The 13,596-nt window shown below is 32.7% G+C and carries 9 protein-coding genes; all 9 read right to left on the reverse strand.

What is annotated here, in order from left to right:
• Positions 1–19 precede the first annotated feature (19 nt).
• Complete coding sequence (gene pyk / locus A3M9_RS0101405; RefSeq protein ID WP_027307622.1) at positions 20–1,774, reverse strand: pyruvate kinase; 1,755 nt, start codon at positions 1,772–1,774, stop codon at positions 20–22.
• A gap of 17 nt (positions 1,775–1,791) precedes the next feature.
• Positions 1,792–2,760: a 6-phosphofructokinase gene (gene pfkA, locus A3M9_RS0101410; RefSeq protein ID WP_027307623.1), complete on the reverse strand. Its 969-nt coding sequence runs from the start codon at positions 2,758–2,760 to the stop codon at positions 1,792–1,794.
• 357 nt (positions 2,761–3,117) lie between these two features.
• A complete protein-coding gene (locus A3M9_RS0101415; RefSeq protein ID WP_027307624.1) occupies positions 3,118–6,588 on the reverse strand; it encodes a DNA polymerase III subunit alpha in 3,471 nt (1,156 codons plus the stop codon).
• An 11-nt stretch (positions 6,589–6,599) separates the two neighbouring features.
• Positions 6,600–7,910, reverse strand: a complete 1,311-nt coding sequence (locus tag A3M9_RS0101420) for a DRTGG domain-containing protein (RefSeq protein ID WP_027307625.1) — start codon at positions 7,908–7,910, stop codon at positions 6,600–6,602.
• 66 nt (positions 7,911–7,976) lie between these two features.
• Positions 7,977–8,927, reverse strand: a complete 951-nt coding sequence (gene whiA, locus A3M9_RS0101425) for a DNA-binding protein WhiA (protein WP_027307626.1) — start codon at positions 8,925–8,927, stop codon at positions 7,977–7,979.
• Positions 8,928–8,935: 8 nt separating this feature from the next.
• Positions 8,936–10,249 (reverse strand): YvcK family protein, encoded by a 1,314-nt coding sequence (yvcK, locus tag A3M9_RS0101430; RefSeq protein ID WP_027307627.1) that lies wholly within the window; start codon positions 10,247–10,249, stop codon positions 8,936–8,938.
• Entirely contained in the window at positions 10,249–11,124 is an 876-nt protein-coding gene (rapZ, locus tag A3M9_RS0101435; RefSeq protein WP_027307628.1) for an RNase adapter RapZ, read from the reverse strand. The genes yvcK and rapZ overlap by 1 nt, the downstream gene beginning before the upstream one ends.
• A 15-nt stretch (positions 11,125–11,139) precedes the next feature.
• Positions 11,140–11,877 (reverse strand): PHP domain-containing protein, encoded by a 738-nt coding sequence (locus A3M9_RS0101440; protein WP_242826169.1) that lies wholly within the window; start codon positions 11,875–11,877, stop codon positions 11,140–11,142.
• Positions 11,878–12,501: 624 nt separating this feature from the next.
• A complete protein-coding gene (locus tag A3M9_RS0101445) occupies positions 12,502–13,407 on the reverse strand; it encodes a transposase (protein ID WP_027307630.1) in 906 nt (301 codons plus the stop codon).
• Between the last annotated feature and the right edge of the window lie 189 nt (positions 13,408–13,596).

A 13,596-nucleotide genomic window follows, 5' to 3' on the forward strand; every position in this document is an offset into this window, starting at 1 on the left:
GCCCTATGGCCTAACTTTATTACATTACATTAGCTTTTCCACTGTATACCATACCATTTCTTGGGTCTATAGTAACAAGTGTGCCTGACTTTATTATTTCTGTTGCACCCTCTGCACCAACTATAACAGGAATTCCTGCGTTTATACATTCTACTGCAACGTGTGATGTAAGTCCTCCTTCTTCTGCAACTACACCACTTACTCTATCCATAATGATTGGAAGTTGTTCTTTTTCTATATTTCTAACAACTAATATGTCACCTTCATTTAATTGTTCCTCAAGCTTTGACATATCTGTTACAACACAAGCTGTTCCATATGTTGAATTACCCATTCCTTTTCCTTTAACAAGTACATCCCCAACTATATGTACCTTCATTAGGTTAGTTGTTCCTGTATATCCAACTGGAACACCTGCTGCTACAACAACAAGGTCTCCCTTCTTAACATATCCGTGGTTTAGAGCCTCTTGAACTGACTTTTCTATTAATTCATCAGTAGTTTCAACCTTTTCTGTAATAACTGGGAATACACCCCAAGAAACTGCAAGCTTTCTTGCCACTTCTTCATATGGAGTAACTGCTATAATTGGGCACTTTGGTCTATACTTTGATACCATCTTTGCTGTGCTTCCTGATTGAGTTGCAGTAATTACTGCTGAAGCATTAAGTTCAGTAGCCGCAGTAACTGTTGCAAGGCTTATAGCATCAGGAACTGAATTTTTGTGGTATGCTCTTCTCTTTTCAAGTGTTGCTTGATAGTTAAGAGCACTTTCTGCCTTTTCTGCTATTCTTGCCATTGTTGTAACTGCTTCGATTGGATACTTACCATTTGCAGTTTCACCACTTAGCATTATAGCATCTGTTCCATCAAATATTGCATTTGCCACGTCACTTGCTTCTGCTCTTGTTGGTCTTGGATTTCTCATCATTGAGTCAAGCATTTGTGTTGCAGTTATAACTGGCTTACCAGCCTTGTTACACTTTTCTATAATCATCTTTTGAACAAGTGGAACTTCTTCTGTAGGAATTTCAACACCAAGGTCTCCTCTTGCTACCATTATACCGTCTGATAGCTTTAGAATTTCATCTATGTTGTCAACACCTTCTTGATTTTCTATCTTTGATATTATAAGTATTCCTTCTCCTCCGTTCTTTTCAAGAACCTTTCTTATTGCTATAACGTCTTGTGGCTTTCTAACGAAGGAAGCAGCTATTATATCTACGCCTTGTTCTATACCAAACTTAAGGTCTGCTATATCCTTTTCTGTAAGAGCTGGAAGGTTTATCTTAACATTTGGTACATTAACTCCCTTGTAGTTGCTAACAGGTCCACTGTTTTGAACTGTACAGTGAATGTCTTGTCCTTCTATCTTTTCAACCTTAAGTCCTACAAGACCATCATCTATTAGTATTGTATCTCCAGGCTTTACATCTTCGTGTAGCTTGTCGTATGAAACAGAACAAATTGTATTATCTCCTTCAACTTGTCTTGTTGTTATTATAAAGCTTTGTCCTTCAACAAGCTCAACCTTTTTATCCTTGAATGTACCTGTTCTTATTTCTGGTCCCTTTGTATCAAGTAGTATTGCAACAGGCTTGTTAAGTTCCTTTCTTAACTTCTTTATTGTTTCAATTCTTGCACCGTGTTCTTCGTGGGAACCGTGTGAGAAGTTAAGTCTTGCAACATTCATTCCACTTTCAATAAGTTTTCTTAAAACTTCTTCCTTTTCGCTTGCAGGTCCTATTGTACATACTATTTTTGTCTTTCTCATAATTTCACTCCTTTTAATTAATATCCTAATATTTTAGATAGTTCATAAAGCTTCCTATGGTCATCTCTTCTCTTTTCCATTTCAAGAGCCTCAGTTATATCAAAATCTACAATCTTGTTGTCTCTTATACCAACAACCCTCTTTGACTTTCCTTCAAGTAGAAGTTCTACTGCTCTTGCTCCAAGTCTTGAAGCTAATATTCTATCAAAGGCTGTTGGGCTTCCACCTCTTTGAATGTGTCCAAGAACTGTTGCTCTTGATTCAATTCCTGTAACCTCTTCTATCTTCTTTGCAAGTTCTTCTGCACCACCTATACCTTCAGCAAGAAGAATTAGGTTGTGTAGCTTTCCTTTAACTTTGCCTTCAATTATAGTTTTACAAAGTTCATCAAAATTATAATCTTCTTCAGGAATTATTATGCTCTCTGCTCCACCTGCAAGTCCTGCATATAGTGCAATATCTCCACAGTGTCTTCCCATAACTTCAACAACACTTACTCTTTCGTGGGAAGTTGATGTATCTCTTAGCTTGTTTATAGCATCAAGTACAGTGTTAACTGCTGTATCAAAACCTATTGTATAATCTGTGTATGCAAGGTCATTATCTATAGTTCCTGGGATTCCTACTGTCTTTATATCCCACTCATCTGATAGAAGCTTTGCTCCTGTGAAGGAACCATCTCCACCAATAACAACTAAACCTTCTATACCAAATACCTTAAGTACGTTGTAGGCCTTCTTTCTTCCCTCTGGTGTTCTAAACTCTGCACTTCTTGCAGACTTAAGGATTGTTCCACCTCTTTGGATAATATCTGAAACGCTTGATCTTGTCATTTCAAATATTTCTCCATTCATAAGTCCGCTGTATCCTCTTTGTATTCCCATAACTCTTAAGCCATTTGCTATACCTGTTCTAACAACTGCACGAATAGCCGCGTTCATACCTGGTGCGTCTCCGCCACTTGTTAATACTCCTATTGTTCTCATTTTATTACCTCCTTTTTTGTCCATAGGGACAAGCTATGTCCCACTCTTGTTATAAAAAATATTATCATACAATTTACCAAGAAGAACTGGTAAAAGGATAATTCAAAAATTGTCTTAATTATAATATGTATCTTGTCCATTCCTATTATTCGTGTCTACTAAAATGTTTTTCTAAATTAAAATGCAACTAAAATTTAATATTTATTCAATTGTCATCAAAAAGCTAACAAGTTAATTTTAAAAAATTTGTCAAATAAAATCAATATAAAAATCGTTAATTTTTTTTATTTATTTTATTTAAAAAATCATAGGGACAAGTTAAATTTTATATTGTCCCTATGATTTTGTCAAAGAAATTTACGAGATTTTTATGTTTTCGGCACCAATTTTATTTGTAAGCTCCTCCATTAACTCCTTTGTTAAATCAACCCAAAGTTCTCTTGATGCCTGAAACATCTTCTTTGAATTACTCAAAACGACATACACAGGGTTATTCCCACTATGTTTTTTTAATATTGGTTTTAACTCCTCTATCTCATTATTCCAGCTATCTTCATTTAATCTTATATATACCTTATTTATTTTAAATTCGGTATTTCTTAAAGGCTCTATCTCATCTGCTATTACCTTTGGCTGTTCATCTTCTTTTATACTTATTCTTCCCTTAATTAGTACTATATTATCCTCTAAAATGTTTTTATTTGACCTTTTAAATATTTTAGGAAATACCAAAACTTCTACACTGCTATATAAATCTTGAACTGTTATAAATGCCATCATATCATTGTTTCTTGTAGCCTTTATATTTACTGATGTTATTATCCCTGCAATAATGACCTTTTCCCCATCTTTAACCTTATGTTCAATTGCTACTTCTCCATCATCGATACTTACTATATCCGATATTTTAGTTGTTGCAAGAAGCTCTATTTCCTTTTTAAACTCGTCAAGTGGATGTCCACTTATATAAAGCCCCATCATCTCCTTTTCCATAGCAAGAAGATGTTTTTTGTCAAACTCCTTGATATTGTCATATTCTTCCTTTACAGTATTTTGATTTTGTGTATCGAGTCCAAACAGGGACATCTGTCCATCAATTGTTTTCCTCTTTTCACTTGCAACAGCATCCATTATCCTTTCAAAGGAGGCCATAAGTTGTGATCTTCTTATCTTTAATGAATCAAAGGCACCTGCCTTAATCATACTTTCAACTGCCTTCTTATTCACTTCAGACAGATTTACTTTGTAACAGAAATCAACAAACCCTGTAAAGGTACCCTTTTTTATTCTTGCCTCCTTTATTGCCTCAACAGCACCACGTCCAACATTCTTTATTGCACCAAGTCCAAATCTTATTTTATTGCCTATTACAGTAAAGGAGTAATCACTTTCATTTACATCAGGTGGTAAAACCTCAATACCCATCTTTTTGCAAGCTTGAATGTAAAAGGCTACTTTATCGTTATTTCCAACAACACTTGTAATGAGGGCTGTCATAAACTCTACTGGATAATATTTCTTTAAATATGCTGTTTGGTATGCTACAACCGCATAGGCTGCTGCGTGGGACTTATTGAAGGCATAGCTTGCAAAGTCAATCATAAGGTCAAATATCTTATTGGCAACCTCTTCACTTACACCATTTCTTACTGCACCCTTTACAAGTATGTTCCCATCTTCATCATCAAGTCCATATATAAAGTTTTGCCTTTCCTTTAGCATTACATCGTGCTTTTTCTTTGCCATTGCACGGCGAACAAGGTCTGACCTACCTAATGAATACCCTGCTATATCTCTAACTATCTGCATTACCTGTTCTTGATAAACCATACAGCCATACGTTACATCAAGAATAGGTTTTAGTTTTTCATCAAGATACTCAATGTTATCTGGGTTGTTTTTATTTTTGATATATGTTGGAATTTGATCCATAGGCCCAGGTCTGTATAGGGATATACCAGCTATTATATCTTCAAGGGAGTTTGGTTTAAGTTCCTTCATAAAGTTTGTCATTCCTGTTGATTCAAGCTGGAATACTCCCTCTGTGTTGCCTTGGCTTATAAGTTCAAATACTTCCTTGTCATCATAGGTTAGTTTATCTAAATCAACATCTATTCCTCTATTTTTCTTAATTAAATCAATTGTGTCTCTAATAACTGTAAGAGTTCTGAGGCCTAAAAAATCCATCTTTAAAAGGCCAAGTTCCTCAAGTATTGTCATAGGAAACTGTGTTACAACTGCTTCATCGTTTTTAGAAAGAGGAACAAACTCAACAAGTGGAGCTGATGCTATAACAACACCTGCTGCGTGGGTGGAGGAGTGTCTTGGAAGCCCCTCAAGTGATTTTGATATATCAATTAGATATCTTATTCTTTCATTGTTTTCATATTCTTGTCTAAGTTCAGGGTTTAACTCAAGAGCCCTATCTATAGTTATATTAAGCTCCATAGGAATCATTTTTGCTATTCTGTCAACCTCTGCATAGGGATAGTTAAGTGCTCTTCCAACATCCCTAATTACAGCCCTTGCCGCCATCGTACCAAAGGTTATTATTTGTGCTACCCTATCCTGACCATATTTTCTAACAACATAGTCAATAACCTCTTGTCTTCTTTCATAGCAAAAATCAGAATCTATATCGGGCATACTTACTCTTTCTGGGTTTAAAAATCTTTCAAATAGCAGGTTGTACTTTATGGGATCTATCTTTGTTATGCCTAATGTATAAGCAACAATGGAACCTGCTGCAGAACCACGTCCAGGTCCTGTTATTATGTTATTGTCCTTTGCAAACTTAATAAAATCCCAAACTATTAAAAAGTAATCAACATACCCCATCTTTTCTATTACTGAAAGCTCATATTCCAATCTATCAATAATATCCTGAGTCACGTTACTATATTTTTCATACAACCCTTCAAAACAAAGCTTTCTAAGATATTCATTTGATGGGATTCCATCTGGTGTTTCAAACTTTGGAAGTTTAGTAACATTAAACTCAAACTCAACATTACATTCATCTGCAATCTTTAATGTGTTTGAAAGGGCCTCTTGATAGTCCTTAAAAATCTCCTGCATCTCTTCTATTGATTTAAGATAGAATTCATCTACCTCAAAACTCATCCTATCTTCATCATCTATTGTTTTACCCGTTTGTATGCAGAGAAGTATTTCGTGGGCTTTTGCATCCTCCCTTTCAACATAATGGACGTCATTTGTTGCAACTAAGGGAATTCCTGTTTCCTTAGACAATTTTACAAGAAGCTCATTTACTTTTTTCTGTTCATCAAAGCCGTGGTTTTGAAGTTCAAGATAGAAATTTCCCTGACCAAATATTTCGTTATATAAAAGCGCCTTCTCCCTTGCTAAATCATAATCACCCTTTAAAAGTAGAGATTGTATCTCCCCTCCTAAGCAGGCACTTAGGGCAATTAAGTCTCCACTATTTTCCCTCAAAAGCTCATAATCTGCCCTTGGTTTATAGTAAAAACCGTCTATAAATGCAGAAGAAACTATCTTCATCAAATTCTTGTAGCCTTCATTTGTTTTAGCAAGAAGGACCAAGTGATAATTTTCTGCATCAATACTACCTTCTTTTCTAAAGCGTCCCCTTGGTGCAACATATACTTCACAACCTATAATTGGCTTTATGTTGTTCTCTTTACATTTTTTATAGAATTCTATTACTCCATACATACTGCCGTGGTCAGTAATGGCAAGGGCATTCATATTAAGTTCCCTTGCCTTTTTTACTAATTTATTTATCTTTGCTGAACCATCAAGAAGGCTGTATTCTGTATGGACGTGTAGGTGAACAAAACCCGACATATTAACCTCCATCAATTTTTCTTTAGTATTTTTGCACTAAGGATTGCCTTCCCTATAAGTTCCTTTTCATTTTCATTATACATCTCAATTTCAACTTTTGAATAATGTCTTCCCATATCTATTATAGTTGTATTTATGGTAACAACTGAATCTACCTGAACTGGCTTTACATAAAAAACAGAAAAGGAGTCAACTGCAATATTTAGATGATTTCTCTGCCTTAGTGCAATAGTTCCTACCGTTGACATAACTAAAGTTAGAGCGTTCCAACTTGCTGTTCCTATTGGATTTAACATCTCTGGTATTATTTTTCCTGTAAATTTCATTCCCTTTTCTGTATTTATACAAGTAAAGTTCTTTAGTACTAAATCATCTATGGTTTGTCCCACCTGCGGTTGTCTATTAACATACTGTAGTGCCTTTATAACATCGTGCCTACTTACCACACCAACAAGTTGCTTATTCTCAACAACAGGAATTAATTCAATCCCCTCCCAAACAATTATATGTGCAACGTAGGCAACAGAAGTTTTTGGCGTTACAGTAATAGGTTCCTTTGTCATATATCTACCAACTGGATCATCATCTTCTGCATCAAGCTTTATATCCTTTATTGTTATAATACCTACAACCTTATTAAAATCATCTACAACAGGGAACTTACCGTGCTTTGTTATAAGCATTTTTTCCTTAAGTTCCTTTATAGTAGAGTTAACATTGATATAGGATATCTCTGTCTTCATTATATCTTCAACAAGTATTATATCCTTTTTTATTAGGTTCTCTGATATTGCCTTATTTATCATTGAAGCTGTTGTAAAGGTGTCGTAGGTTGATGAAATAATTGGAAGTCCCTTTTTATTCGCAAGTTGTTTTATTTCATCAGAACAAGTAAATCCACCTGTAATCAAAACAGCACAATCTTTTTCAAGTGCAAGTCTCTGTGCCTCTTCTCTATTACCAACAATCAAAAGATTACCTGGAGATATATATTTTTTCATTATCTCAAGAGTCATCGCACCTATAACAAATTTATTCAATGTTTTATGAAGACCATCTTTTCCCCCAAGCACTGAACCTTCAACTATGTTTACAACCTCTGCATAGGTTAAGTTTTCTATGTTCTTTTTTTCAACCTTTTCAATTCTAACAGTTCCAACTCTTGGTATTGTACTTACAATTCCCAATGTTTCTGCATCCTTTATAGCTCTATATGCAGTTCCATCGCTTACATCCAAAGCATTTGCTATTGATCTTACAGAAATTTTAGTACCCACCTTAAGACTTTGAATGTATTTTATAATCTCCTCGTGTTTTGACATAGCTCCACTCCCTAACCTTAAGTCTTAATAATAATTATATCAAAAAAAGGGCTTTAAACATAGCCCTTAGGAATCTTTTAATTCTTCTGCGATTTTTTCTATTTTTCTTAGTCGATGATTTACACCTGACTTTCCAATAGGAGGATTTAACATCTGTCCAAGTTCCTTTAAGGATACATCTGGGAAGTTTAATCTTAGCTCTGCAATCTCCCTTAAATTTGGTGGAAGCTTTTTTAAACCTACCTTTTCCTTTATAAAATTAATTGATTCTATTTGTCTTACAGCCGCATCAACAGTCTTATTAAGGTTTGCTGTTTCACAGTTTACAAGCCTATTAACATTATTTCTCATCTCTTTATATATTCTAACATTTTCAAGCTCTAAAAGTGCATTATGTGCACCAATTATATTTAAAAGGTCAATAATCTGTTCACCTTCTTTTAAATAAACAACAAAATTACTCTTTCTCTGTATTACCTTTGATGTTAGGTTGTATGAGTTTATTAGTTTCATTAAATCTTCAGCATATTCAAGGGAATTTGTAACAAACTCAAGATGGTATGTCTTTTCAGGATTGCTAATTGAACCTCCACCTAAAAAAGCTCCTCTTACATACGCACGTCTACAGCAGGATTTTTTTATAATCTCAGGATGAATTTTATGGTAAATACCTAAGGTACCATCCGAGTGCTGCTTTAGTATCCCTGTTTTTAATAATATGTCCTTTGCCCCCATCTCAGGTGTTATTAAAAGCATATAGATGTTGTTCTTTTTAAAGGTACTATTCTTTTTTACCATTATGTCTGTATGAACACCAAATATATTTTTTAAAAGCGAAAAAATCCTTCTTGCAATGGCAGGGTTTTCTGTTGTAACCCTTAAACCAAGCCCATTCTTACCATTTATTTGAATTGTTCCACTCATTTTCATTATTGCAGAAAGTTCCGCCAGCTGACAGCAACTCTTTTCGTCTTGAATTCTGCACAGTTCACTTTTTGCAACCGACGAAAAGGACATTATATCACCTACCTTTTGTTCTTTAGTCTCTCGCTTAAATAATAATAATCTAATACTCTTCTTCTATCGTTAGGGAAAATGTATTTTATAATAAGCTCCATTATTGTTTTTGCCAATACCTTTGTATTGTGTCTTAAAAGGCCATTTTCATTAATATAAACAAGGTCTTTAAATATTATATCAACTGTATCCCTAATATTTTCAACGTCATTTTCAACAACTTCTTGTCCGTCCTCTTTATACTTTTTAAAATACTCCTCTGGTATTTTACCATTATTTGCTATTATAAAGTTTATAAACTTTCCACCACAGTGCTTTTCAATTGCATTTAGATGGTCGGATAGTTTATATCCTTCTGTTTCGCCAAGCTGAGTCATTATATTTGAAATATAAACCTTTATAGCCTTTGATTTTTTCACTGCCTCTGCAACCTCTTTTATTACAAGGTTTGGCATTATACTTGTATAAAGGCTTCCTGGACCTATAATTATACAATCAGCATCTTCAATTGCTGCAATTGCTTCATCTAAAGGTTTTGCATCTTGAGGTTCAAGAAAAATGTAATCTATTTGCTGTTTTTTTTCATAGCAAACCTCCGGGATAACGGATTCACCCTTTACTATCTCACCATTTTTCAGCTTTGCACATAATGTAACATCCGTTAATGTAACAGGATAAACCTTTCCTTGAACTGCAAGAACATCACTCATCTTCTTTATAGCATCTTCAAAATTATTTGAAATACCATTCATTGCTGCTATAAAAAGATTTCCAAAACTTTGTCCCTTAAGATCTCCATCTGTAAACCTATACTGCATAAGTTCTTCCATTAGGGGCTCGGTATGTGCAAGTGCAACAAGGCAGTTTCTTATATCACCAGGTGGGAGCATTCCTAACGTTCTTCTTAACTTTCCAGAACCTCCACCATCATCCGCAACTGTAACTATTGCAGTTATGTTTGTGGTATATTCCTTAAGACCTCTAAGCATTGTTGAAAGACCTGTTCCTCCACCTATTGCAACAATTTTAGGGCCTCTTACCTGCATTCTCTGTTCAAAAAATTTATTTGAAACAGTTTCTTTGTTTACCGATACACCTGTTATAATCTCCATAAAATTTTTAAAGGCCAATTTTATAGAGGCATACATTAGTATTATTCCGACAATTAATATATACAAAAACAAGGCAAAATAGGAATCATATATTAAACCTCTAAATAAAATTTTTGAAATACCTAAAATAAATAGCAAAAGACCACAAAATCCCATCAAAATCCATCTTTTGATGTTAAGACCCGGCCTAAACCATTCAAATATCATCATTACTTTCCATCCCCCGCTAAATCCTTTGTTATATCTCTATGCGATATAAGTACAGTATGGTTATTATTTTTTAGAATTTCATAAATTTTGTTTGCTATTGCAACGGAACGATGTCTTCCACCTGTACATCCTATTCCAATAACAAGTTGGGATTTTCCTTCTCTTATATAGTTTGGTATTAAAAATTCTAAAAGGTCGGTTGTCTTTTCAACAAATTTATTTGTCTCATCCCATTTAAAAACATAGTCGTAAACTTCCTTATCTATTCCTGATTGTCTTTTTAGTTCATCTATATAATAGGGATTAGGAATAAATCTTACATCAAATACAAGATCACAATCAAGGGGAATTCCATATTTAAAGCCAAAGGAAGTAACTGTTATAATTAGACTTTCAAATTTTTCACCCATAATATAAATCTTGTTTATCTCTTCCTTTAGTTGTCTTACTGTAAGCCTTGAAGTATCTATAATATGGCTTGCCTTTGATTTTATATCCTCAAGCTTTTTTCTTTCTTCAAGAATTGCATCTTCAATTCTTTTTCCTGATGAAAGTGGATGACTTCTTCTTGATTCCTTAAACCTTTTTATTAAAACATCATCCTGTGCATCAAGGAATAATATTTCATATTTTAACCCCATATCTTCAAGGGATTTTAATCCCACGAATATGTTATCAAAGAAATTTCTACCTCTAATATCAACAACTATTGCTATTCTATCAATTTTCCCCTTTGATTGATAGCATAATTCTGCAAACTTTGGAATAAGTGCTGGTGGCAAGTTGTCTATACAAAAAAATCCTATATCCTCTAAGCACCTTATAGTTTGAGTTTTACCAGCACCTGATAGACCTGTAACAATCACAAATTGCATAATTGACCTCCTTAATTATTTTTCTGCATTAATTATTCTTGTCGGTGGAAGATTTGCCTGTTTTGCAACATCTAATGCCCAATCAAATTTACCAACATCTTGAGGTTTGTGGGCATCACTATCTATTGAAAACATAACTCCCTCTTCCATTGCTATTTTAACATAATCTAATGTTAAAAATCTATGGCTTGAATTAATTTCAAGAGCTGTTCCTCTTTTTGCTGCTGCCTTTGCAAGTTCTCTTGTATCAATATCAACCTTTGCACCTGGATGAGTAATTATATCTATTTTATACTTGTTTATTGCTTTTATTAACACATCAGTATTTGTTCTTCTACACTCTTCTCTTAACTTCTTATTATACTTTGCCATTTTGTTTTTAATATATAGTATATAAAAATCCTTTAATGATTTGAGTTTTGCACCATTATGAAAACCAACTAAAAGCTTATCAAGAAGTTTTAATTCTTTTTCTGTTACATCTATATCTCCTTCAGTACTTATAATATTCGCCTCAACACCTAAATAGATTTTTATTTTATCCTTATATTTTTCGTTTAACTTATCTATTTCTGCCCTCATCTTCTTCAATTTTTTATAATTTACACCAAAAAACATATGACCTGGGCCGTGATCAGATATTACAATTTCCTTTAATCCTTTATTAATCGCTGCAACTACATTTTCTTCTATTGTACCTTTACCGTGGCTGTATATCGTATGTGTATGGTAGTCACCAATAATCTTTATCATATGTACCACTCCTTGGTTTAGGATTTTTAAATTATTTTATCATATAATTCTAATTATAGCATTATTAACATAGGGACGGTTACTTATTTTTTAACCCTAATGTTACCTTCACATTGAGTTTGGGTGACTTTGGGGACGGTTACTTATTTTTGAACATATGTTCATCATTAACACAATTACTTTTTCATCAATGTTTTTTATTTCTCAATCCAATTTAGGGACGGTTACTTATTTTAGCATTTATTAATTTAAAATACTCCCTAAAAGCTAAAACTGTGCAACAATTAGTATAGACCATCTCTATAGCTTAATAATACATAAATTAATTTTTGTGTAGTCAGCTTAGCATTTTATAAAGTAAAGAATTAAATTATTGTTTATATTGATTTTATTTTAATATTTATTTGTCCAACATATTATGTCTTTCTCAATCATAAAATTATCTCTCAATCCATTATTAATACTACATTATTTTAAAAATTTATACATATAAAGATATATAATTAGTTGCTACATATAAGTTTTTATTTGGGCTTGTCTATTACCACCATAATAAAATTTATATATTTTTTATATTTCAAAAAATTACTCCCTTTTCATCAAATGAATAATTTTTTATTTACTTTATAAAGCCTGTTGAAGTATTTCATTTATGATACATTCGTATTTTTTATTTCTTACCAACTCTGCTCCTATACTACACAATCTTGAAACTCTTGCTTGACCTATATTACCAAGCAATTTACATATATCAGCACACTTTAAATCACATAGTTTTCTTAATATAAAACAAATAAGAGCCTTAGCTTCAACACCGTCTCTTCTATATTTAAAAAGAGCATACTTATTTATATTAAACTTTTGCATAATAATCAAAATTATTTTTTCAGGTGAAAAATCTCTAACTAAAATTTTTCTCATACTTCTGTATTCAGTAGGTTCATTTGAAAATTCTTCTTTTTGTATATCTATAAATTTTTTAACTTTAAAAATAAAATCTCTATATTGTACACGTGCACTAACATCATTTAACCCAAACATTGATAAAACAAACACGTCATCAATTAAATCAAAATTGTCTTTCTTTAATCCTAAATATATTGCTAAAGAAGAAAAAGAATATTCCTCAGGATGATCCTCATACCCCTTAATTGCAGTTGCATTAAAATGAACATATGCTGTTAATGCAAAAAGATAACGTTCGCTCTTTACAATTTTGCTTTTAAATCTATCCTGAAATAAATGTCCGTGCCTTTTATGCCTTTTATTAAAGCACATAGCATATTTGTAGTTTATAAAATGCATTATTTTTGATATATCAGCACCATTTGCATCTATAATAAAATGTGCATGATTGTCCATTAAACAATATGAATACACTATAAATTCAAATTGTTCTTGAGCTTTTTTCATATAATTTAAGTAATTAATTTTATCTTCATCATCCTTGAAAAGGTTTACTTCTGAAATACTCTTTACCATAATGTGATATATTGAATCGTATGATTTTTCTCTTGCCATTCTTGGCATAAAAAAATCACCTCCAAATGTTTTTATACTTATTTTTCCAATAATGAGGTGATTTTATACCATTATTACTATTTAATTATAAAAAATATAATGAATTTTAAAATATGTACTTTATTGCTAATGCTTAGTTTAAATAACAATAACACAAATTTATTTAAACTGACCAAAGTAGATATGCTAATATCCATA

Source organism: Caloramator sp. ALD01 (assembly GCF_000472625.1).
GTDB lineage: Bacteria > Bacillota > Clostridia > Clostridiales > Caloramatoraceae > Thermobrachium > Thermobrachium proteoclasticum.